General features: G+C 61.9%; 27 protein-coding genes. 1 reads left to right on the top strand and 26 read right to left on the bottom strand.

What is annotated here, in order from left to right; all coding sequences use genetic code 11:
- Positions 1 to 8 precede the first annotated feature (8 nt).
- Entirely contained in the window at positions 9 to 383 is a 375-nt protein-coding gene (locus ACS13N_RS24355; protein WP_438934159.1) for a hypothetical protein, read from the top strand.
- A gap of 78 nt (positions 384 to 461) precedes the next feature.
- Here the strand turns inward: ACS13N_RS24355 and ACS13N_RS24350 are convergent, their stop codons facing one another.
- The 26 genes from ACS13N_RS24350 to ACS13N_RS24225 all read right to left on the bottom strand — a co-directional run bounded on the left by ACS13N_RS24350 (position 462) and on the right by ACS13N_RS24225 (position 22,029).
- Positions 462 to 1,604 carry a hypothetical protein gene (locus ACS13N_RS24350; RefSeq protein WP_438934158.1) on the bottom strand — a complete coding sequence of 381 codons (1,143 nt, stop codon included), beginning with the start codon at positions 1,602 to 1,604 and terminating at the stop codon, positions 462 to 464.
- 19 nt (positions 1,605 to 1,623) lie between these two features.
- Entirely contained in the window at positions 1,624 to 2,442 is an 819-nt protein-coding gene (locus ACS13N_RS24345) for a sigma-70 family RNA polymerase sigma factor (RefSeq protein ID WP_438934157.1), read from the bottom strand.
- An 8-nt stretch (positions 2,443 to 2,450) separates the two neighbouring features.
- Positions 2,451 to 3,392, bottom strand: coding sequence for a flagellar type III secretion system pore protein FliP (gene fliP, locus ACS13N_RS24340; RefSeq protein WP_438934156.1), 942 nt, complete (start codon positions 3,390 to 3,392; stop codon positions 2,451 to 2,453).
- Entirely contained in the window at positions 3,389 to 3,808 is a 420-nt protein-coding gene (locus tag ACS13N_RS24335; RefSeq protein ID WP_438934155.1) for a flagellar biosynthetic protein FliO, read from the bottom strand. The genes fliP and ACS13N_RS24335 overlap by 4 nt, the downstream gene beginning before the upstream one ends.
- A 1-nt stretch (position 3,809) precedes the next feature.
- Positions 3,810 to 4,175, bottom strand: coding sequence for a FliM/FliN family flagellar motor switch protein (locus ACS13N_RS24330; protein ID WP_438934154.1), 366 nt, complete (start codon positions 4,173 to 4,175; stop codon positions 3,810 to 3,812).
- Positions 4,176 to 4,180: 5 nt separating this feature from the next.
- Positions 4,181 to 5,074 carry a FliM/FliN family flagellar motor switch protein gene (locus ACS13N_RS24325; protein ID WP_438934153.1) on the bottom strand — a complete coding sequence of 298 codons (894 nt, stop codon included), beginning with the start codon at positions 5,072 to 5,074 and terminating at the stop codon, positions 4,181 to 4,183.
- Positions 5,071 to 6,264 carry a flagellar hook protein FlgE gene (locus ACS13N_RS24320; protein ID WP_438934152.1) on the bottom strand — a complete coding sequence of 398 codons (1,194 nt, stop codon included), beginning with the start codon at positions 6,262 to 6,264 and terminating at the stop codon, positions 5,071 to 5,073. The genes ACS13N_RS24325 and ACS13N_RS24320 overlap by 4 nt, the downstream gene beginning before the upstream one ends.
- A 27-nt stretch (positions 6,265 to 6,291) precedes the next feature.
- Positions 6,292 to 6,687, bottom strand: coding sequence for a flagellar hook capping FlgD N-terminal domain-containing protein (locus ACS13N_RS24315; RefSeq protein ID WP_438934151.1), 396 nt, complete (start codon positions 6,685 to 6,687; stop codon positions 6,292 to 6,294).
- Positions 6,674 to 7,417, bottom strand: a complete 744-nt coding sequence (locus ACS13N_RS24310) for a hypothetical protein (RefSeq protein ID WP_438934150.1) — start codon at positions 7,415 to 7,417, stop codon at positions 6,674 to 6,676. Before ACS13N_RS24310 ends, ACS13N_RS24315 begins: the two co-directional genes overlap by 14 nt.
- The gene (locus tag ACS13N_RS24305; protein WP_438934149.1) at positions 7,414 to 7,899 is read right to left on the bottom strand and encodes a hypothetical protein; all 486 of its coding nucleotides are present in this window, start codon (positions 7,897 to 7,899) and stop codon (positions 7,414 to 7,416) included. The genes ACS13N_RS24310 and ACS13N_RS24305 overlap by 4 nt, the downstream gene beginning before the upstream one ends.
- Entirely contained in the window at positions 7,892 to 9,319 is a 1,428-nt protein-coding gene (locus ACS13N_RS24300) for a FliI/YscN family ATPase (protein WP_438934148.1), read from the bottom strand. Before ACS13N_RS24300 ends, ACS13N_RS24305 begins: the two co-directional genes overlap by 8 nt.
- Before the next feature lie 8 nt (positions 9,320 to 9,327).
- Complete coding sequence (locus tag ACS13N_RS24295) at positions 9,328 to 10,131, bottom strand: FliH/SctL family protein (RefSeq protein ID WP_438934147.1); 804 nt, start codon at positions 10,129 to 10,131, stop codon at positions 9,328 to 9,330.
- Positions 10,128 to 10,748 carry a hypothetical protein gene (locus tag ACS13N_RS24290; RefSeq protein WP_438934146.1) on the bottom strand — a complete coding sequence of 207 codons (621 nt, stop codon included), beginning with the start codon at positions 10,746 to 10,748 and terminating at the stop codon, positions 10,128 to 10,130. Before ACS13N_RS24290 ends, ACS13N_RS24295 begins: the two co-directional genes overlap by 4 nt.
- Entirely contained in the window at positions 10,745 to 12,196 is a 1,452-nt protein-coding gene (fliF, locus tag ACS13N_RS24285) for a flagellar basal-body MS-ring/collar protein FliF (RefSeq protein ID WP_438934145.1), read from the bottom strand. The genes ACS13N_RS24290 and fliF overlap by 4 nt, the downstream gene beginning before the upstream one ends.
- Before the next feature lie 48 nt (positions 12,197 to 12,244).
- Entirely contained in the window at positions 12,245 to 12,580 is a 336-nt protein-coding gene (gene fliE, locus ACS13N_RS24280) for a flagellar hook-basal body complex protein FliE (RefSeq protein WP_438934144.1), read from the bottom strand.
- Positions 12,577 to 13,032, bottom strand: coding sequence for a flagellar basal body rod protein FlgC (gene flgC / locus ACS13N_RS24275; RefSeq protein ID WP_438934143.1), 456 nt, complete (start codon positions 13,030 to 13,032; stop codon positions 12,577 to 12,579). Before flgC ends, fliE begins: the two co-directional genes overlap by 4 nt.
- An 11-nt stretch (positions 13,033 to 13,043) precedes the next feature.
- The gene (gene flgB / locus ACS13N_RS24270; protein WP_438934142.1) at positions 13,044 to 13,424 is read right to left on the bottom strand and encodes a flagellar basal body rod protein FlgB; all 381 of its coding nucleotides are present in this window, start codon (positions 13,422 to 13,424) and stop codon (positions 13,044 to 13,046) included.
- Between the two features lie 40 nt (positions 13,425 to 13,464).
- Positions 13,465 to 14,622 (bottom strand): flagellar basal body P-ring protein FlgI, encoded by a 1,158-nt coding sequence (locus tag ACS13N_RS24265; protein ID WP_438934141.1) that lies wholly within the window; start codon positions 14,620 to 14,622, stop codon positions 13,465 to 13,467.
- 5 nt (positions 14,623 to 14,627) lie between these two features.
- Positions 14,628 to 15,221 carry a flagellar basal body L-ring protein FlgH gene (locus ACS13N_RS24260; protein WP_438934140.1) on the bottom strand — a complete coding sequence of 198 codons (594 nt, stop codon included), beginning with the start codon at positions 15,219 to 15,221 and terminating at the stop codon, positions 14,628 to 14,630.
- 29 nt (positions 15,222 to 15,250) lie between these two features.
- A complete protein-coding gene (gene flgA / locus ACS13N_RS24255) occupies positions 15,251 to 16,240 on the bottom strand; it encodes a flagellar basal body P-ring formation chaperone FlgA (protein ID WP_438934139.1) in 990 nt (329 codons plus the stop codon).
- Entirely contained in the window at positions 16,237 to 17,031 is a 795-nt protein-coding gene (gene flgG / locus ACS13N_RS24250; protein ID WP_438934138.1) for a flagellar basal-body rod protein FlgG, read from the bottom strand. Before flgG ends, flgA begins: the two co-directional genes overlap by 4 nt.
- Before the next feature lie 43 nt (positions 17,032 to 17,074).
- Positions 17,075 to 17,806 (bottom strand): flagellar hook-basal body protein, encoded by a 732-nt coding sequence (locus tag ACS13N_RS24245; protein ID WP_438934137.1) that lies wholly within the window; start codon positions 17,804 to 17,806, stop codon positions 17,075 to 17,077.
- Between the two features lie 19 nt (positions 17,807 to 17,825).
- Positions 17,826 to 19,874 (bottom strand): flagellar biosynthesis protein FlhA, encoded by a 2,049-nt coding sequence (gene flhA / locus ACS13N_RS24240; RefSeq protein WP_438934136.1) that lies wholly within the window; start codon positions 19,872 to 19,874, stop codon positions 17,826 to 17,828.
- Positions 19,871 to 20,971: an EscU/YscU/HrcU family type III secretion system export apparatus switch protein gene (locus tag ACS13N_RS24235; protein ID WP_438934135.1), complete on the bottom strand. Its 1,101-nt coding sequence runs from the start codon at positions 20,969 to 20,971 to the stop codon at positions 19,871 to 19,873. The genes flhA and ACS13N_RS24235 overlap by 4 nt, the downstream gene beginning before the upstream one ends.
- Positions 20,971 to 21,693, bottom strand: coding sequence for a flagellar biosynthetic protein FliR (locus ACS13N_RS24230; protein ID WP_438934134.1), 723 nt, complete (start codon positions 21,691 to 21,693; stop codon positions 20,971 to 20,973). Before ACS13N_RS24230 ends, ACS13N_RS24235 begins: the two co-directional genes overlap by 1 nt.
- Before the next feature lie 69 nt (positions 21,694 to 21,762).
- The gene (locus ACS13N_RS24225; protein ID WP_438934133.1) at positions 21,763 to 22,029 is read right to left on the bottom strand and encodes a flagellar biosynthetic protein FliQ; all 267 of its coding nucleotides are present in this window, start codon (positions 22,027 to 22,029) and stop codon (positions 21,763 to 21,765) included.
- Positions 22,030 to 22,321: the final 292 nt, after the last annotated feature.

The following is a 22,321-nucleotide window of genomic DNA, read 5'->3' as shown; positions in this document are numbered from 1 at the left end:
AAGTATTCATGACACAGATCGACGGCGCGAGCCGCCTCGCAGCAATGATTCGTGCGGAGGTCGCCTCGCTGGGCAGTCGCCGCACGAACGCTTCCGGCACGCGCAAAGAGGCATCCAAACGCGATGCAACACATGCTGCCGGGCAGGATTCGGATCTGGCCGCCGTGATCGCACGGCGGGTTGCAGCCATCGACCCCAACGACCCTGAGCGTGGCCGCAAGGCCTTTCGCGTCTTCCTGGAATCTGTACTGCTGGCCGAGTTTGGTGAAGCGCTCATGAACGACGCACACTTTTATCAGCTGGTAGATGACGTCCAGAAGCAAATGGAGGCGGATCCAGAAATTGCAGCTGCCATCAAAGAGGCGACGCGCCTGCTGATCTAGAACGAAAAAAAACGGCCCGCATGAACGGGCCGTTTTTCTTTGCCTGGGCGCCAACGCGCCTTTGAAAGCAGGTGTGTTTCAACCCGCCATCGTGCCGTCGGCAGACCCAAACCGACGCGTGAGCAGCTTGGTTGCAAGGCGTTGAATCGATTCAACGTCACTGACTTCACCAGCCAGTATGGCGCTGGCGTATTGCGTAGCCAAGCCATTGCCGTCGAGGCCGCGCGCACGGGCGATCTCGCTTTCCGCCAGTTCTCGCTGGCCCAGGAATGCGTACGCCACGGCAAGACCGCCATGGCTTTCGCCGAAGTTGCGATCCAGCGCCACCGCTTGTTCGAACGCCTGTACCGCGGCGTCCATGTCGCGGCGCACGACGTGGGTCCAACCCAGGCCATTCCAGGTGCCCACGTGGGCAGGCATGAACCGGACAGCCTGATGGAAGGCAAAGAGCGCAGCTTCCAGCTGCAGCTCCAGCAGTTCCGCAAACCCCAGTGCCGACCAGGCGCGACCGTCCTCCGCGTGAACGCTCAACGCGCGGCGCAGCAGCTCTCTGGCTTGCGCTGCATCCCGGCGTGCCAGCGCAACGCTGCCCGCCGCAACCAGCGCCTCCAGCTGCTGACCGTTCTTCTGCAACGCAGCGGCAGCCCACGCCTGTGTCGCGTCCATCTCGCCAAGATCCAGTGCCGCCAAGCTCGCAACACCCATCGCATCCGATGCCAGTGTCCCGTTCGCGGTCCGTGCGCGGGCCCATTCAATGGCTTGCTTGAGCTCTCCAGCCTGGTGAAGCGTACGCAACCAAAGCACCTGCAACGCCGGCGATGGCGTTGCCTGTTCCGCCAGCATGCGCCCCACCAGCCGATCATGGGCAGCGGCAAAATCGCCTTCGCGGAACACCGTATAGGCGATGTCATGCTCGATAGCATCCCTGGCCTCGTCGGAGAGGTCAGGTGCCATCTTCAATGTTTCCAACCGCGCCCGGGCGTCCGCCCAGCGGCGCATTGCCATGTCGATTCGGCTCTCGCGGAACTCCACAATGGCTCCGGTCACGCCAAGGGCCTGCGCATGCCTCAGGTGAAACCGAGCACGCTGCCACTCGCCGGCGGCAAAGGCGGCGTCGAATGCCTCTTCAAGCAACGTCAGATTGTTTGGGTCTTCCCGCAGGTACTGCTCAAGGCGCGTGAGGCGATCTGCGGTAGTCATGTCGTTTGCCATGGTTGTCATGTTCTGGTCTGATGCCGCGTTACCACGCTACGTCAGAAGGATGATGGGATTGCAAGGACTTGCACAACTTCTCCAGCGCGGCACGATGAATCTGCGCGACCCGCCCCTTGGTTACGCCCAGCATGCCCGCAATCTCATCAAAGCTGATCTCTTGCAGGTAGTGTGAGCGAATAACCGTCTGCTCCTGCGCGGAAAGCGTACCGATGAAATAGCGCAGCCGCTGCTGCAGTTGCCGAAACTCAATGCTTCCATAGTAATGAGGCGCAGGTGCACTGGCGAGCGCATCGCTTTCTATCAGGCCTGTGCCCTCCAGGAGAAAGGTCAACGCCATACCGATCCCGACCTCGGCAAGGTAGCGGAATGGTGCCGCCTTTGCCGCCCGGCTGCCTTCGCGTGCCTGCGCCTCCTCAGCACTTTCCCGCGCGGCGTCCTTGATCTCCTTCATCCGCTCCTGTCGCAGACGCATTCGCAGGGCAATCTGTTGCTGCTTCTCTGTCATGCGCTCGAGGCCATTCAGGATCGCCCCATGCATCCGCCGCGAAGCAAACGTTTTGAACTGCGCGCCGCGGTCGTCCGCATAGCGGTCTACAGACTCCACCAGGCCGACGATCGCGAACTGCCGGTACTCGTCAAACTCGATCTCGTCGTGAATGCGGCGCGCATAGTAGGTTGCCGCCACCGTGTGCGCATACGGCAGATAGTGACGAATCAGCGCATCGCGGTCCTCTGCGCGCTGATGCTCACGGAACTGCTGCCAGAGCAATGCCTCCTCGGCCGGCGCCGCAGCTGCATGTTGCGGCTCGTGCTCCCCGTCGTCTGCGTCGATGATCGAAGCCATGTCGCGACTCAGTGGAAAGAGCCCACCAGGGCTTTCAGCAAGACACTCCAGCCGTCGATGAGGATGAACATGAGGATCTTCAACGGCAAGGCGATCGTCATCGGAGGCATCATCATCATGCCAAGCGCCATGAGAATGCTGGACACGATCAGGTCGATCAACAGGAACGGCAAGAAAACGACGAAGCCAATCTGGAAAGCCGCGCGCAGCTCGGAGAGCATGAACGCCGGAATCAACTGGACATTGCTGATGTCGTCCATCGTCTCCGGCTTCTTGGCCTTCGACAGCTCCACCATCAGTGCCAAGTCCTGCTCGCGCGTCTGCCGCACCATGAACTCGCGCATCGGGCCACTGGCCTTCTCATAGGCTTGCTCCATGTTGATGCGCCCCTGCATGAACGGCTGCACGGACTCGGTATTCACCGTTTGCAGCACTGGCGCCATCGTGAAGAGGGTCAGAAAGAGTGCCAAGCCGATCAGCGCCGTATTCGGGGGCGTCTCTGGCATCCCCATTGCATGGCGCAACATGGACAGGACGATGATGATCCGCAGGAACGCCGTCAGGCAGATCAGCATCGCGGGCAGCACGGCCAGCACCGTCAGCCCGATCACGGCCCGCAACGCAAACGTGGTTTCGCCCGGCGAGATGCGAATGTCGGGCGCGCGAGTCACCGTCCCTCCTTGGATCGGTGCGGCACTGACACGATTGGCGGGCCGCTCCGGACCCCGCGTGCTCTTTGGAGCCGGTGTATCCGGAACCGTTGGTTTTGTGCGTTCAATCGCGATCGAGCCCGCCGGCGTCACCGCACTGGCTGGCAAGTCGTCGCCCAGCAACGTCACCACGGTTTCCGCCTGCGCGTCTGACGCAGCCGCCATGGCAGGGCCGGCCAAGGGCGCCACCAGCAACATCACCAGCCAAAGCAGGCGTACGCGCCCAAACAGCATCGTCATCGCGACACACCCTCCGCCACGGCGCCACCGATAACCTGACGCTCCTGCAGCACGGTCACCTGACCTGCCGTGTTCGCCGAGACAAGCACCTGGCCGCCATCCCACTCCACGACATGCAGTCGCACATTGGGCGTCAGGTTCGTCGATGCGGATACGACGATGTGCTTGCCTGCCGCACCCGGCGTTGTCTGTCGGCCCAACGCACGCGCAAGCCATGTGGATTGCGTCTGCCGACGGCCGACCGCCCATAGCGCGGCGACGGCCACCACGAGCAACAGCAAGATGACCGCGCCGGTTGTGGTGGAAACAGGATCCTCATCCTGCCGGAACGGCAACGGCGCAGGGGTGGACGCGACCGCCGTCGAAGACGACGTGCCGGGACTCTCGACCGGGAGAGGCTTTGCTGATTGCGACATCTCAGGGCACCAAAGGCACGGGCAGTTCCGTCAGGCGTACGGCGAAGCTCTCTCCCACTGCCACCAGAAGGCCTCGAGCCACGACCTTGCCGTCGAGCCGAATGTCGACCGGCTGGTCAACCGTCCGATCCAAACGCAGCACGTGCCCGTCCTTGGCCGCCAGCAATTCTCCGACCGTCAACTCGGTCTCACCCACGCAAACCTCGAGCCGCGCCCTGACGGCCAACAGCGGGCTGGTCGACTGCAACACGGCACCGCCGCTGTTTGACACCGCCGGCGTTAGCGGCTCATAGGTCAAGGTCTGCGCCGTGACGGGATTTTCTTCGCTGGTATGGGCACCAGCTTGGGACAACTCTTGTTTGGACATGATGATCAGGTTTTGAATGAAGTAACGGCCTTTTCACGGCTCGCCTGGAGTTGAATGCCTTTGGCGTTGTCGACGGCCCCGAGATGGCCGCTGGCGAGGCATGCGCTACCCTGATCTGCCTGCAGCAGAAACAGCTTGGTCGGCTCGTGCAACCCTTGAGGCACCGTCACCACGTCACCCGCACGCAATGTCATCAGCGCTTTCAAATCCAGATCGACTTCCGCCAGCCGGACCGCAACACGAAGCGGCTGGCGGCTTAGCGCGTCAAAAAGGGGGGTAAGTACGCGCGCAGGTTGCGCCGCCTTCTGAGCGTTGGCACGCACCGGTATCCATTCGCGCGCGCGCGTCGGTTCCAGGTGCAATGGCAGATCTACGGTTGTGACACCTCGCAAGGTCAGCAGGCCGGTCACCGCGCCGGACCAAGGCAAGCGCTGCTTCGACGGAAAATCGGCTGCGTGAAACGGTTGCTCGACCTCGCTTGTTGCCCCTGGGTGTTCACCGCCGAGCGCCTCGCACAACGCCTTCCACGCCTTGGCCGCAACCTCTGCCGACATGGGCTCTCCGGCGCTCTCGCTTGCCGCGCGGCCAAGCACATCCTCGGTGCCGAACAGCGCACGGCGCAGCATCACCGGCAGTGAATCCGCCCCAGCCATCCAGATACCGCGACAACGATCAAGCGTGTCGGCAAGACTCGACCACGCGCTCAATGGCGGCATCAGAATCGACCGCTCCGCGTCGCACGCGTTGGTCAGCGGCCCCAGCGACAGTTCAAGCCCCCACGCACGGCCGAAGCTCGCGAGCCTGGCCTCGAGGTGCTCACGCAAGGCACCCAGATCTGCAGGCTGCCACCAGACCAGCGCACGCACTGGCGATTTGGCATCGTGATGCAACGCCGTCATGCCTTGCTCTTCATTGAATAGAGTTCCTGGATCATGTCATTGGCCGTGGAGATGACCTGTGACGACGCTTGGTAACCGCGCTGCATGATCACCAAGTCGCTGAACTCCTGTGAGAGGTTGACGTTGGAAATCTCCACCGTTGAAGCCTTGATGCCACCGAATGCGTCGCTGTTGGCCGTACCGGTGTGCCAGTGCGCGTTGTTCGTTGAGCGAAACAAGTTGTTGCCTACCGACTCGATGGCATCTGCAGTATCGAAGCGGCCCAGCACCAGCCGGTCTCCCTTCTTGGTTTGCCCATTGGAATAAGTGAGAACGACAAAGCCATCGGTATCGAAGCTGACGTTAGACAACGTGCCAGACCCAAAACCGTCTTGGCCCGATGCCGCCAACGTGGACAGATTGCCCGACGCAAACGAGGTTACGTCCTTACTAAAATCGAGCGTGACCGTCATCGGGGACTGCCCGGCCGGCGTGTAGTCGAACTTCATCAGCGACGAAGCGGAGTCGGGCTTGCCGTCCTTGAAAAGCAACGTTCCGGTACCGACGGCAGTCGTACCGTCCAGAACCGACAAGGTCCAACTCCCGGGGTTGGTCGCGCTGCCGTTGGTGAACTTGACCGACAGCGTATGTTGCGTACCAGTGCTGTCATAAACATTGACACTACCCACGGTTTGCTCGGTCGCCGTGCTGGACAGGTTGCCCGAGAACTTGACCGTGCCGGTAGGCTTGGGGGGCGATGCGCGAGAGCCGTCCAGCGAGACGATCCCGGTGTTGCCGTTGGCATCGATACCGAACACTTTGAGCCCGCCCACGCGCGTGACCAACAAGCCCGCGTCATCGAACTGGAACTGACCGGAACGGGTATAGCGAACGTTGCCGTCTGCATCCTGCACGGTGAACATGCCCAGCCCATCCACCGCCACATCCATGGCATTGCCGGTCTGACGCAATTCACCTGGATTGAAGTTCAGTGCGGTGCCATACGCGGCGAGGCCAAACCCCTTGCCGTGCTGCATTCCGGGCCCGCCGGCATCACCGCTGGTAGGGTCGTTGTAGACCAGATCGCCAAACTGCAGTGTCGAGCTCTTGAAGCCCGGCGTGTTCATGTTGGCCGTGTTGTTGGCGATCACCTTCAGCCCCTGGGAATATCCCATCAGGCCGGTCATGCCCAGGTAGATTGAGTCGAGCATGGTGCGCTCCCCTGTTGCGATCGGCCGTTAGCGGACCGTGTTGATCTGCGACAAGCTGATACCCGACAACGTGGTACCGCTGGTCGTGGTAATGGTCAGCTGCGGCGAACCGCTTGCCAGCGACAGCGACGACACCGTGCCCGTCGCCGTACCTGATTGCGTCTTTACCTCCACCGTCTTGCCGATCAGCCCCACTGATTGCAGCGAGGATTGGCTGGAAAGCAGCGTATCAAGCTTGGTATTGATCTGCTGCGTCTGTTCGAGCGAGGTGAACTGTGCGATCTGCGCCATGAACTCCTGGTTGTCCATGGGCTTGAGCGGATCCTGATACGTCAACTGCGTCAGCAGGATCTTGAGGAAATCCTGCAGCCCGATAGACCCCGACTGCAAGCTCGTGCTACCAACACTATCAACCGTTGCCATTGTGTTCCCCCTCGATGGGATAGTTGACCTGCGGCGCCTGTGCGGCGCGTGCGGTCAGGTTTCCGTTCCATGATTTGCCATTGCAGACGACGTCAGCCAACCCAATGCCACGCGCAGCCAGGCGCTGGCGCACATAGGCAACCGCCTGTGCAATCTGCTCGGGATCGGTTTGGGCCGCCCCGATCCAAAGACGTCCGCCCTCCTCACCGATCTCCAGATGCAAGCGCATGGGCACAGCTCCCTCTACTCCGTAGTCCACGCTCTCGGGCATCGCGCCTAGCGGCATGCGTCCCTCTGTTGACGCCCGGACCGCCGTGGCCGCTGGGTCCTGTGTGGACGCCCCCACCGGCCGCACCCATTGACCAACATATCCTCGCGCCTCGGGTGGCACCGGCCATTCCTTCTGCTGGGCTGGTCTGGTATCGGAATCAGCGCTCGCAGCGAGATCCAGACGAAGCGCCTGCATTGCCAAGTGTCGAGATGCAGTCAACGTACCATCGGCTGATGCCTGGCGCCCCGGCACCCCCACCACCGTCGACCGCGATGCCGCCTCCGGCTCTGCAAGAAGACGGCCGCTATAGCGCGTCGCACCTTGAAACCAGTCCTGCGTCTGAGCGCGCTCCATTTCCCGCTGCCATGCCGCAGCGTCGCCGGCGGAAGGCAACGTAACCTCAGCCCCCCTGGCGGCATCGGCCTTGTCCGGCAGCAAACCATAGGGCAGCGGCTTCATGCCTCATCTCCATTGCCAGACGTCTGCGCGTTGGTGCGTTGCCACGCCCGGCGCGCGGTCCAATCGTTGTCGGCCTCGACCGCGGCGCCACGTGCACAGGCTTCCGCATACGCTCGACGGCTGCCTTCCCGATGCTGCGCGAGCAACTCTGCTGAACGGTGTGCCTCGCCAAGTGCAGCCTGTGCCCGCTCCCGCGCTTCGTTACAGGCGCGCACCTGTTGCGCGCTTTCCTCGAGCCGAGCCTGCGTCCTGCCCAGATAGCGCAAGGCAAGCGCACGTTGCGCGACGTCCACGGATACACCGTCGTCCGCCGCAACCGCAGTCACGGCAGCGGCGTGATCCGCCTGCAACTGGGCATGGCGATCTCGCTGCGTCGCCAGCGCAGTCGTGGCCTCTGCAAGCGCTCGGGTGGCGGCATCCAATTGCCAGCTGGAACGCTTGAGCACTGGCTCCAGACCGTAGCGGAACCCACGGCTATCCATGCTCAACTCCGGCACCGGCGCTCACCTGCTTAGCGCCCGGAGGCGCAAACGATGCGGCATGTCGCGAAGGCTGCGCTGGCTGCCGAGAAGCTGGCGGTACGATCTGCGACGTGGGTGCTGCCGGAGCCAGCAGCTCCGCCAATGCCTGCAGCGACGCTTTCCGTGGCTGACCACCTTCTGCCTGCGATAGGAACGCGCGCAATGCCGGCTCAAGCGTCAGTGCAGTATCGAGCTCGGCGTTTGCACCGGGTTCGTAGGCGCCAATGTCCACCAGTTGCCGGTTCCGCTCGAGAATTGCGAGCTGCCTGACTGTCTCGGTGGCCAACGTACGCGTTGGCGCATCCGTCAGTTCGGACATCAGGCGGCTGGCACTCTGCAATACATCGATGGCCGGATACTGACCGCGATGCGCCAGCGCGCGTGAAAGCACGATGTGACCATCGAGGGTGGCACGCAGCGTATCGGCGATGGGCTCGTTCATATCGTCACCTTCCACGAGCACCGTCAGCAGCGCCGTGATACTGCCTCCGCTGCTCGCGGTACCACAGCGTTCGCACAGTTGCGGCAGCTCTGCAAAAACAGATGGGGTGTATCCACGCGCCGTAGGTGGCTCCCCTGCAGACAGTCCGATCTCACGTCGGGCCATGGCCAAACGGGTGATCGAATCCATGGTCAACAACACCTGCTTGCCGGCATCGCGAAATGATTCGGCAATGGCGACGGCGGCATACGCTGCATGCAGGCGCGCCAACGCGGGCTGATCCGATGTCGCCACGACCACCACTGAGCGTTTCAACCCGTCCTGGTCGAGCTGCTTCTCGATGAACTCCCGTACTTCCCGACCACGCTCACCGATCAGTGCAATGACGTTGATGTCTGCTGTCACATGCCGAGCGATCATCCCGAGCAGCGTGCTCTTGCCCACACCGCTGCCAGCAAAAATGCCCATGCGCTGCCCCTGCCCCAGAGTCAGCAGCGTATCGATGCTGCGCACTCCGGTCTCCAGCACGCGATTGATCCGGGGACGATCCATCGGATTGAGCGGTGTGGCATGCAACGGCCTGCGCTCCACGCAGACTGGCCGCGGCAGTCCATCGAGCGGCTCGCCAAAGCCATCGATGACGCGGCCCAGCAGCGCATCTCCCACGCCGATGCTGGCGGTACGGCCCATCGCCACAACCTTGCTGCCAGCGCCCAGACCAACCGCCGATGCGTAAGGCATCAGCGTTACGGCACCCGGGCGCACGCCGACGATCTCGGCCATCACGGGCGCCCCTCCACGCCGAGGAGTAATCGCGCAGATTTCACCGATAACGGCATCCGGCCCCTCGGACTCGATCACGAGGCCGGAAAGCGCGCGCACCGTACCGGTACGTTCAGTCAACACGGTGTGTGCTGTCGCGCGCCGCGCCGCAGCCAAGATGCCGCTCACGACACCCTCCCCTCGGCTTTGAGGGCTGTGCTCCGTGCGTCATCGCCCACCTCAGACACTGATTTGCGCCATGCATTTCCAAGACTGCGCAATTGGACTTCAAGCCGCGCATCCAGCGTACCCGTTGCCGTATCAACAACACACCCGCCCACGGCAATCGTCTCATCTGCGACCCAGCTGATGCCGGGAAAACCCAAGAACATCGTCTGCAGATCGGCACCGGTTTGCAGCGTCGCCAGATCATCTGGGCGCATGCGCACGCGCAGCACCGGTTTTCCAGCCAGCTCGTTCAGTGCCTGACCGACCACGGCGCGCACGGCTGCAGGGCTCGCTGCTGCGTCACCAACGACACGACAGACCGCCTCGAACGCAAGACCGATTGCTTGCTCCTCAATACTGCGCAGGCCGGCTGTCAAGCTCTGTTGAACCTGTTCAAGCACGCGCCGCGTCACCGCGGCGTGCTCGGCGAGTGCGGCATCGATACGCTTGCGCTCGCTATCCCGAGCCGCTTCGGCCTCAGACTGCACCGTCCGCACTGCCTGCTGGGTTGCTTGCTCGACCTTTTTCTCCGCATCCGCCAGCCCTTCCCGTAGGCCGCGTTCGTACCCCTGCTCGAAGCCGCGCGATGCGGCTTCGGCAGTCTCCTCCACCAGTACCGTCGGGATGCCGCCTGCCCCCTCAGCGGTTCCCGCAGCTACCGGCGCCTGGACTGCCGCAGATGCCTGTGGCCGGACAAGCGTGCGAGGCGCACCTTCCAGTGCAACAGCGCGCAACACATGAGAGATGGGGCGCTGGCTCATGCCTGGACCTTTCTCGACAACGACTGAATCAGGCCGGCCAGATTCCAAGACACGCGGCGCTTCACCTGCGCAGTGGATCGCACCCGGTGCTCTGTATCCTCCGGCTGAGCCATCGCGACGCCAGCTAGCGTGGCCTCCAGCATCGCAACGTCACGCGCTTTGCCTGGCAATGCGGTGTATGTCATCGAGACCTCCGCAATGCGGCGGGCCTGGGTTGCGCCAATCCGCTGCATGACTTCTGCTCGCCACGGCCATGCGGAAATCGCCATCAGGGCAGCGGCAAATGCCGCAGGCTCACGTCGCAGGACCTTGACCACCGCGTCGGGCGACAGCGCCGCAACTTGCGCGATCAGTTGAACTTGCAGCGGGTCCACTGCGGGTCTCGGTGCGCTGGCCGATGGTGCCGCCACCCTGGTTGCAGCCAACAACATGCGGTCTTTTGGCAGACCAAGCGTGACAAGCTCATCCAGCAAGGCAAGCAACTGCGCACGCGTGTGCTGAGGCAATTGATCGAGCATCCACGCGCGGTCTGCAGCAGTCATCGCATGCAGCGCCAGCGCCGTGTGACGAAGCCCATCTTCGCCTCCCGCCTGGACCAGATCCGACATCGCGTTCATACGCGGCCTCCATCGCCCATGCGGTCAGCCTTGCCCGACGCCTGCAACCAGCTCTGCATCTGCGCAAGCATTGCCGCGCGCTCTGCGTCACTCATGCCGGGGGCCGCCACATCAGCCTTGTTGCGGCCCCGACCGATCCACCATCCGAGGACAAGGCACAGTACCGCCATCAAGAGTATCGGCACGCCGTAACCCGAAGCGATTGCACGAGGGCTGCTCAACCTCGATTCGTTCACGACCGACGACGGTGCAACTTCGGCAGTTGGCGTTGCCGGCATCGGGCTCGCGGGGGTGACCACGTTGGCGCTGTACGTACCCATCGTCTGCACCAGTACCACGTCGCCTCGCTCGGGCATGATCCCGGTCGCCGTCGCAACCAGGGCCTTCGCGTGCTCGATCTGCTCAGATGAAAGCTGAGGCTTGATGACCGCCAGTACCTGCATGCGCTTAACGGAACCGGGCTGGCCAATGACCTGCTCCACCCGCTTGCCGACTTGGTAATCGACCTCGCGCTGAGTACTGCCACTACCTGCGTCGCGCACCCCCAGCGGCAGCCCGCCATCATGACTGCTCTCGCGCTCACGCACGACCACGCCAGTCAATGCCTGATTGCCACGGCCCGGCGTGCCAACCACGTCCTCTGTTGTGATGCGCACCGCATCCATGTTCAGCGTGACGTCAACGCTTGCAATCGCCTGACCTGTACCAAAGGTTTTCTCGAGCACCTCGGTGGCCTTCTTGGCCAGCGCATTCTCGGTATCGCGCTTCAGGTCAAGCCTTGCGGAGCCGTCCCCACCTGCGCTCGCCTGAGCACTGCGCGTCAGCGCAATGCCCTGCTCGTTGACGATGGTGACGTCCTGGCTGATGAGCCCCGGAACGGACGCCGCCACCAGCCGCTGGATGCCGGCCGTCTGCTCGGGCGTCAGCGTATGTCCGTCCTTCAAGGCGATGGTCACCGAAGCCTTCGGCTTGTTGTCCGCGCGCTTGAATAGCCCGTCTTCCGCCAACGCAATATGAATCCGCGCCGACTTCACGTCCGCGATCGAGAGGATGGTTCGGGTCAATTCCCCTTGCAGCGCGCGCTGATAGTTGACCTTCTGCGCGAACTCCGTCATCCCGAAATCGCCGGCATTGAACAGTTCAAATCCGACGCCACCGTGCAGCGGCAACTCCTTGCCCATGAGCTTGAGGCGCGTCTTGTGGACGACGTCTGCCTCCGTCAGGATCGTGGCGCCCTCGTCCGCAAGACGATACGGCACCTTCATCCTGTCGAGCTCGGCCATCATCACAGAGGCATCCTGCGGCGACAGGCCCGAGAACAACACCTGCTCATTGGCTCGAAGCAGCCAAACGCCGGCGAGCGTCGTTGCGCCAACGATCGCTACTGCGCCGACAATCAAACCAATCCGGCGTGCTCCGGAAAGGCTGGTCCAGAAGTCCTTCAGCACATCACCCCCTGCTACTCATCCCCGTTGTCTTCTTTGACGGACACGCCGTCACACCTGCGTCCGCATGATGTCTTGGTACGACTCGAGCACACGATTGCGCACCTGCAGCATCAGTTGAAACGCGATCTTGCTTTCTTCCAGGCGCACCATGACCTGATGCAGGCTCTGTACATTCCCGATTGCGAGGTTCTGCATGTCCTGTTGGCTGGTCAACAGCGCCTGGTTCACCTGCTCCAGACCCGTACTCACCATGCTGCCGAACGATGTCGTGGCATCGGCTCGTGCGGACGGTGCCGCCGCGACCTCCGCCCCGGTAGGCATCGTGGGGCTGACAACTTGCGAGACGACGCCCGCTACTGCCTCGATCTGTGCCGCAACCGTCATTGCTTACCTCCAATTTCAAGTGCTTTCATGGCCATCGTGCGGGCCATCGTCATGGCGGCCACGTTGGCCTCGTAGGCACGCGTGGCAGACATCATCGTCATCATTTCCGTCGCGGTATCCACACCGGGATACGACACGAATCCTTGTGTGTCTGCATACGGGTGTCCCGGCTCGTAGGCACGGCGCACAGGAGCGAGACTTGGTTCGACGCGCGCCTCAGGCGCCGACAGCGCGCGATTGATCATCGACGTGAACGTGCTTTCGCCGGCAGCGACCGACGCCATGGCGAGCGGTGTACGCGCGTACGGCACCAGCTTCATCGGCTGGAATGTCGTGCCGCCCGCTCCAATCACGGTGTTGGCGTTCGCCAGGTTCAGCGTCGAAATATCCACGCGCATGCGCTCGAGGCTCATACCCGCTGCGCTCACTGCAAAGGATTGCTGGTAGTCCATGATGTCTGTGCCTATCGTTTGCCGTCCGAGACAGCACTGAGCAGCACGGAGAAGTGCCGATCCAGCGCCGTCGCCAGTGCCTGGTACTGCAGCGCGTTGGCAGACATCGCCGCCATCTCCTGGTCTGGCTGCACAGATGTCATTGCACCGCTTGCATCCTGGGCGGGCTGCAGCGACATGCGAACTGCAAACATCGACGCCGGATCTGCCGACACGGATGCCCGGCGCGCGGCCATCTCGTCGATCTGCGCGGAAAACTGCAGCCGCATCGGCACATAGCCGGGTGTATTGGCGTTGGCGACATTGGCGGCGAGCACCCGATGCTGCAGCGATGCCGCGTCGAGTGCCAGCGACAACGCCGCTGTTGTCACGCCTTCGATTCCTGAATTCACTTCTTTCCCCCTTGCCTGTTTTGTATCTGGTGGCCAAGCGTTACTGGACCACCAACTCCGCATGTAGCGCGCCTGCCGCCTTGACGGCACGCAAGATCGAGATGATGTCCCGCGTGTTTGTCTTCATCTGAGCGAGCGCCTGCACGAGATCTGCCACGGTGTTGTTGGTGGCCGCCACGAAGGCCGGCGCATTGCGCTCGTCCACATCCACACGCGAGTTGGAAACGATTGCGGTCTGTATGCCCGGACCGCCGTGGCCGATATAGAACGGCTGCGACACCGTATTCTCGGTAGCAATCGAGATCTTCAGATCGCCGTGCGAGATGGCTACCTTGGCAATGCGCACGTCTCCGCCCGTGACGACCGTGCCCGTGCGCTCATTGATCACGACTTTGGCGCGCCGGTCAGGCTCGACCGTCACGTTCTCAATGCGCGAGAAGAACTGCACGGGGCGCTCACGCAACGATTCCGGAATCCGAATCTCAATGCCCGAAGCATCCCGAGCTTCTGCCAACGGCACACCAAGCTGAGCATTGATCGCATCTGCAACCCGGTTGGCCGTCGTGTAGTCGGGCTCCGCTAGCACGAACGTAATGTTTTTGCGTGCGTCGACCATGTTCGCGCCAGTGCCGACTTCCACCGTTGCACCTGCAGGAACTGAGCCGACCGTGGGGTGATTCTTCTGTACGACGTTACCGTTTGCGTCGTAACGGTAGCCACCTACGGATAGCGGCCCCTGGGCCAGCGCATAGACACGGCCGTTGGGTGCCTTGAGCGGCGTCAGCAACAGCGTGCCGCCGACCAGGCTGCGCGCATCACCGGCAGAGGTCACGGTGACGTCGAGCGTGTCGCCCTCGCGCGCAAATGTCGGCAGCGCTGCGGTGACCATCACGACGGCCACGTTCCGGCTTTGCACCTGCTCGGGTGCAATCGTCATGTTGAACTGGGAGAAAACGTTCGCCAGCGCCTGTTTGGTCGAGCGATTGGTGGGGGCGTCGCCGGTGCCGGCAAGACCCGTCACGATGCCGTAGCCAACCAGAGCATTCTCTCGCCAGCCCTGGAGCTTGCCGAGGTCCTTCACACGCACCGGTGCATCTGCAATGGCAAATGCCGACATCGCGTTGAACAGGAGCGGTACGGCAGCAACGGCCAGTACGGCACACCGCAGCGGCCTGCGCCACTGCTGAACAGCGAACATCCTCATCATAGCCCCAGAAAATCGAGCACTTTGCGCCACCAGGCGCGCGTCTGCCGTTCGGACAAGTCGCCCTCGCCCACGTAGGTAATCCGTGCATCGGCAATGCGCGTCGACAACACGACGTTGCCGTCAGAGATGTCCTGCGGCCGGACGCGCCCCTCCAGGTTGATACGCTGCTGCTCACCATTGATGACCAGCAACTGCTCACCGGCAACACGAAGGTCGCCACTCGGCAGCACCTCCTGCACGCGCACCGTCAGCAGCGCGAGGACCTTGCCCGCACGGCTCGTCCGGCCGCCACCGTCGAAGTCTCCGGCAACGTTCAGGTTGGCCGCGAACGGTGCGGTGCGTGTCACGGTCAGGTTGCCGCCCACATCGTTCTTGCGACGCGTTGCCGTGTCGGCGTTTGCCGCAGCCGACGCGTTCTCATAAACCTGTACGGTAATGACGTCATCCACACGGAACGCCTTGTTGTCTGCCGTCAGCGGCCTGAATTGCTGCTCCGAGTACAGGCTCTCAGCACTAGCCATGCTGCTGTTCAACAGCAGCATGGCTGCAATCGCAGCAAGGTAACGGGATGTCAGGAAAGGATGACTCATGATCTCGCTCAATCCACCTATCGTCTGCTTCACTGGCCCAGCTCCACAACGCCGTCTTCCATCACGTGGCCGCGGACAGGCGACCGGCTGGCGAGCATCCGGACCTGCACCGGGTGACCCGGCCATCCATCCTGCAGTGCCTCGGCTCGGGCCTCCAGGGAAATCGCGCCTACACGGCTGCGCAAGATCACGGTCTGTCCACGCGCGATCACAGGCGCCGGCTGCATGGCCGCCTCCATCAGCGGTGCGCCCGCCATGACGCCATGGCGGGCACGCCAACCATCCGGAATACTGGTAACTGGAGTCGCGCCTAACTTGGCGATATCGATCTCACGCCGCTCGAAGTCGACGCTGCGCAGGGTGTCGCCGGCACGCACATCATGGCGAGCGACCCACGCGGCCTGATAAACGTTGACGTCGAATGCCACCGAGACCACGCGCACAAACTCACCGGCCACCCATACCTCGACCCAGACCACCATGCGATGCATGGGCAACTGGTTGTCCGAAAGATCACGCACGCGCAGATCAACGTCACCGGCAGGCACGGAAAGATCGTCGACGTTCTGCCCGGCGGAGACAGAGAAACGCTCGTAGCGGCCACGCAGCCACGACTCCAAGCGCTGACGTGCTGCTGTCTGCAACTGCGAACCGAACAGCGGCTGAATGGCACGCTCGATCCGCACACGTTCCGCGCCATCCCACTCAACGGCGTCTGCCGTCAACTCCAGTCGCCGCTGCACAAAGCGCGCGATCGTCTTGGCGTCCAGCACGATCGATTCACCCGGACGCGGCGCAGGGCCGATAGACAGTGCCATCAACTGGCGCAGGGTCTTCACATCACGCGTGCGTAACTGCGCAACATCATTCAATGTCACGCTCGCCTGTCGCACCTGGACACGCTCGTGCAAGGCAACGTGCACGCCGGGATCGGCGAGTACGTGCGTCGACACACCGCCCGTGGCGGCCAGCGCAGCAATGACGAAGCAAGTGCGCCGCAACGGCCAACGGGCAGTCATCGGCGGAGATTGTTGATCATGCCGAGCATCTCATCGGATGCCTGCGCGATCTTGACGTTTGCCTCATAGGCGCGTTGCGCCACCATCAGGCTCACCATCTCGTCGACAAGCTTGACGTTGGATGACTCAACAAACCCTTGCTGGATCTGCGATGTACCGTCGTCACCGGCACGCATGGCAATCGGCTCACCCGCGTTCTCGTTGGTGCGATACAGGTTGTCGCCTACCGCCGTGATCGCGCCGGCATTCGGAAATTTGACAAGCTCCAGTTGACCAACGTCGGTTGCGGAGGACTGGCCGCTCACGCGCACCATCACGTGTCCGTCCGCTGTGATCTTCATGTCGGTGGCATTCTCGGGAACGGCGATTCCCGGTTTGAGCGGATAACCCGACAGCGTTGACAACATACCGTCCGAATTGACCTTCAATGTGCCACCGCGCGTGAAGGCACGGCTACCGTCGGGCATTTGCACCTCAATAAAACCCGGCCCAGCGATGGCGACATCAAACGGCGAATCCGTCTTCTTCAGATCACCCACATCGAGAACACGGCCCATGCTGGCAATGCCTACACCTACGCCCAGGCGGGAAGCCGTGCCAAGCAATCCGGCCGTCGCGTCTGTGCTTGTCGCCACGGCCCGCGTGACGTCCTGTGTGACGAGATCCGTAAAACTGACCTTGCCTTTCTTGAATCCAGGCGTATTCACGTTCGCAAGGTTGTTGGCAATGGTGTCGACGTTGGTCTGCTGCGACTGCATGCCCGTGGCAGCAATATAGAGGGCGTCTAGCATCTGGATTCAGGTCTTCTTCTGTCTTGTTGTAGGGCAACCGGCTTCAGACTTCGCCGAGCTTGCGGATTGCTTGGCCGATCATCTCGTCATAGTTCTGCGTCATGCGCTGGACCGACTCCGCATGTCGCATGGTCTGAACCAGTTGCGTCATCTCCACCAGCGAACTGACGTTGCTGTTTTCGAGATAGCCCTGACGGACGGTCTGCACGGTGTCCTGGGCCTGCGTCATGCCTTCGCCCGGCGCCCAGAGTCCATCTCCAAGGCGACGCAGAGACTTCGGATCGGAGAAGGTCACCAGCTTCAGTTGACCCACGATGTTGCCTGCCTCACGGACGACGCCTGCGTTATCAATGACCGGATTTGGCGTGGTCAATACGATCTCTCCGCCGCGCCCCATCACCGGCTTGCCGCCCATCGTCACCAAACGGCCCCGTGTATCGACACGGAACTCACCGTTGCGGGTATAGGCAGGGCCCGACTCCGTCGCCACCTCGAAGAATTCGGGGCCGGTCAAGGCAAGTTGCAGACTCTGACCGGTCGCACGCAGAGTACCCGGACGCGTATCCGCCACGGTCTGCTGTGTCGGGACCGACGCGGCCACTCCCGCTTCGACCTGAGCGCCGAAGGCCTGGGTGGCACCGACCATTGCTCCAGCACCGGCAACCTCACGCCGGTAGCCCGGCGTCGATGCATTCGCCAGATTGAGTGCGATGCGATCCAGCCTGTTTGCATCCTGCTGCAATGCAGACAATGCGACGACAAGTGTTTGTTGCACGAACGCTCTCCAAAATTCTCTATACGCCAACAACGCCGAACGATTTGAGCTCCACCGCGTGAGGCACCTCGGCCATGGAGATCACTCGCAGATGCGGCAGCACACGCTCGGTAAGGCTGCGGATATGCCGTCGAAGCTCCGGCGAGCAAAGAATCACCGGCAGCAAGTTGCTCTTCATCATTTTCTCGGCGTGGAATACCAGGCGTTGAATGAACTGCTCCGCGAGGCGAGGCTCCAATGCGAATTGCCCACCTGCATCGCCGGTATGCAAACCCTGCAGAAAGCCGGCTTCCATCGCGGCATCCAGTGTCAGCACCTGCAGCGCACCGGCATCACCGATCAACGCTTGGCAAATTGCGTGACCCAGGCGTTGACGCACCAGCTCGGTCAACGCCAACGGGTCCTTGGTATTGCGACCACCGTCCGCCAGCGTTTCGAGAATCGCCTCGATATGCCGAATACTGACTTTCTCGCGCAGCAGATGCTGCAGGACCTTCTGCACATCCCCCAGGGTCAGCACAGTCGGGATCAGCTCTTCCACCAGTCCGGGGTGGCTTTCCCGCACACGCGCCAGCAACCGCTCGGTGTCCGCTCGTGTAAGCAAGGTGGCCGATTCGCGCCGCAGGATCTCGGTCAGGTGCGTCAGGAAAACAGTCTGCGGATCAACCAAGGTGTACCGCGCAGTCGCGGCGGCATCGCGTTGCGTGTTCTCGATCCACAGCGCGGGCAGGCCGTAGGTTGGGTCCTTGGTGACCTCGCCCGGGATCGCGCGGGTATCGCCCGACGGATGAATCGCCAGCAAGCGGTCCATCCGGGCTTCCGCTTTCGCCCGAACGACGCCGTCCACATGGATCTCATACTGATTCGGCCCCAGCTTCGATCCCTCACGAAACCGGACAGGCGGCAACACCAGGCCCAACTCCTGTGCGTGCTGCTTGCGAAACAGCAGAATCCGGTCCATGAACAGTCCGCCCTCCTGCCCAACCAACGGCAACCACTGCGAGCCAACGTGGACCTCGATCGGTTCGATGGCAAGCGCTGCGTATGTATCGCCATCGCGCGCGGATTGCTCGTCTGGCTTGGGCACCTCCACATCAGCACCTACATCTGCGCGCTTGCCGCGAAAGGCAAACATCGCAATGCCAAGCATGACGGCCAGCAGTACAGCGACCGGTAGCCACGGAATGCCAGGCAGGAGGAAGAGGCCAACGAGTGCGCAGGCCACCAGCAGCAGCGTTTTCGGAAGCGAAGTAATCTGCCGCAGCACCTCTTGGCTCAGGTTGGTATCCGAGGCCGAGCGGGTCACGATGATGCCGGTGCCCACGGCGATCACCAGCGCAGGAACCTGCGTCACAATCCCATCGCCGATCGTCAGCAGCGTGTAGGTCTGCAAGGCCTGATCCCAGCGCATTCCGAACTGCATGGTGCCGATCACCAGGCCACCCACGATGTTGATGAGCATGATGATGATCCCGGCAATGGCATCACCTTTGACAAACTTGCTGGCACCATCCATCGCACCGTAGAACGCGGCTTCCTTCTCCAGGTTCTTACGCCGCCGCTGTGCTTCCTCTTGATCGATAAACCCCATGTTCAGATCGGCATCGATACTCATCTGCTGACCAGGCATGCTGTCCAGGGTGAAGCGCGCTGCCACTTCTGAGACGCGCTGAGCACCGCTCGTCACGACCACGTACTGCACGACGATCAGGATCAGAAAAACGATCAGCCCGATCACGTAGTTGCCACCGACGACATACGATCCGATGGCGGCAATGACACGCCCGGCATCGGCATCGGCAAGAATCAGCCGTGTCGCTGCCACATTGAGTGACAGCCGGAACAGCGTTGCGATCAGCAGCAGCGACGGAAAGGTGGAAAACTCCACTGGCCGCGCCATGTAGAACGTCAACAGCAAGATCAGGAAAGCAAACGAGAAGTTGGCCAGGATGAGGAAGTCCAGCATCCCGCGCGGAATCGGCGCAAAGAGCACCAGCAGAATGCCGAGGACGAGCGCGACCAGCACAACGTCCCCTTGCCGCAATAACAGACGTTGCAAGTTCATCATGACAGAGCACCTTCAGCCGACGCGGCCGTAACAGCGTGCCGCGACCGCTTCATCGCAAGCACCCAGACCATGATCTTCGCCACATCGGCGTACAGGGATGGCGGCACGTGATGCCCGATATCGAGCTGCCGGAATAGCGCACGCGCCAGGGAACGGTTTTCCACGATAGGCACGCCATGATCGCGACCCACCCGGCGAATGGCCAAAGCCACCGCGCCAGCCCCCTTGGCGATGACACGCGGCGACTCCATCTTGCCGTGCTGGTACTCCAGCGCAACAGCGAGGTGAGTCGGATTGGCAATGATGACGTCGGCACCGCCGGCCTTGCCGATCAAGGCGGAACGCTTGGACATCTGTTGACGGATCTCGCGCTGGCGCGCACGAATGCGAGGATCGCCCTCTCGTTGCTTGTGCTCGTCCTTGACCTCGCGCTTGCTCATACGCATGCGCGTAGCGAACTGCCTGCGCATGAAGAGCCAGTCGACGGCGGCGATCAGTACCAGAATGGCCCCAACGCGAAACCCGACGTCACCGATATCGGCGACCATCGTTTCGATATAGCGACGCGGTGACAACGCCGCCAGATGGTGGAACTGCGGCAGCATGGCCTTCAGCGCATACCAGACGACCAGTGCAAGCAACACCAATTTGATGCAGGATCGCCCTGCCTGAAATAGCGTACGAACCGACAGCAGTTGGCGCAGGCCTTTGACGGGATTCAGTCGACTCCAGTCCGGTTTCAGTGCCTTCGGAGCGAACATCGGCCCTGTCTGCAACAGATTGCCCGCAATGGCCGCCAGAACGATCGTGACGAGAAAAGGCAGCAGAGCAGCCAGAAGATGCCCAAGCATGGCCCCTGTCAGCGCCACCAGTTCGACACCATCCTCAGCGCGAGCCGCACGCTGGAGGACTGTGAGATCGAAACGAAACTCTCGCAGGATCCCATCCGCACCCTTGGCATGCAGCATGGCAATGGCTGTGACCAGCACCACGGCCGTGACCACCTCAGTACTCTTCGGTACCTGCCCTTGTTCGCGCGCACGCTGCAATTTATAGGGCGACGCCGCTTCGCTCTTGTCAAAATCCTCGTCAGCCATTATCGGAACAGTGCCTCCCAGCTACGGAACACTGCAGTGAAGATGCGGCCGACGTGATCCCCCGCCCCCGAAAGCCAGGCTGCCAGCGCACCCAGGCCCACGATGATCTTGACCGGCATACCCAGCGCAAACATGTTCATCTGAGGAAGATTTCGCGCCAGTAGAACCAGCCCGAACTCCGTCAGCAGCAGGCACGTCACGACCGGAGCAACCAGTGCAAACGCCAGCGTGAACACGCCGGCCAAATGACGCAGCACGACAGGAAAGCTGTCTGCCATTGCCCATGGCATGCCCATTGGAAAATGCTCAAAGCTATAAGCCAGTGCCCGCAGCAGCGTGTGATGGACGTCCAGGGAAAACAGGCATACAGCAGCGAGATAGCCCATGGTGCCGGTCAGCAGCGGCAGGTTCTGGCGCGTAGCAGGATCGAACAACTGGCCGATGCCAAATCCGATCTGAATATCGAGGATGCGCCCTGCCACCGAGAATGTCGCAAATGCAAGCAACACGCCGAGCCCGAGTACAACCCCTACCGAGAACTCAATCAGCGCTGCGGTCATCAGCGCTGTCAAATCGATGGTGCCTCGATACGTAGCAGACGGTATCGCCCCCACCAACGCAGCAGAAAATCCGAAAACGAACAGCACCCGCACCATGAGAGGCACGGGTATGGCGCTGAGAATCGGCGTCATGGCGAAGACCATGCCGATACGGATGCTCATCAGCAGCACGGATACGGCCCAAGGTCCGTACCACGGAAAACCAACCATCGACGCCACGGGACGACGGCTTCAGAACAAGGTTGGAATGCTTGCCCAGAGCTGCGCGGCATAGCTTGTCAGCTTGCGCAGCATCCACGGGCCCATCGCGATCAAGACAACGCCTGTCGCAAGGAGTTTGGGGACAAAAGTCAGGGACATTTCCTGAACTTGGGTCACGACCTGCAACAAGCTAATGGCAAGCCCGACCACCAAAATGACAGCGAGGACAGGCAGGCAAATGGTTAGCCCCGTCCACAAAAGATTCGCCGTCATGCGCAGCGCCAGATCCGCATGCATTCTTACTTCCCCATCCCTGTGCGTTGTTTTGATGTTCTTAGTATCGCGGCCGCTGCTATTTCCCCTACCGGGGATGTCGGCTTATGCAAAACGCTGGCAACCTCTCCGTAAATCCCGGGCATTACCCGCAATCTGCGCCAATCTTTGTTGTATGCAGACGGCTTGCCCCGCTCGGAGAACGCCGGCAGGGATGGCTCAAAAGCTGGATGAAAAATGGGAGGAGGTACCGCGCGGGCACGATTCTGCAGGCAGCCCGAAAAACTTGCAACACACTGTTACAGAAAGCACAAGA

The sequence above is a fragment of the Ralstonia sp. 24A2 genome, from assembly GCF_051783885.1.
Classification (GTDB): Bacteria; Pseudomonadota; Gammaproteobacteria; order Burkholderiales; family Burkholderiaceae; genus Ralstonia.
The sequence above is the reverse complement of the archived record's forward strand: the minus strand, read 5'-3'. Positions and strand labels throughout refer to the sequence as shown.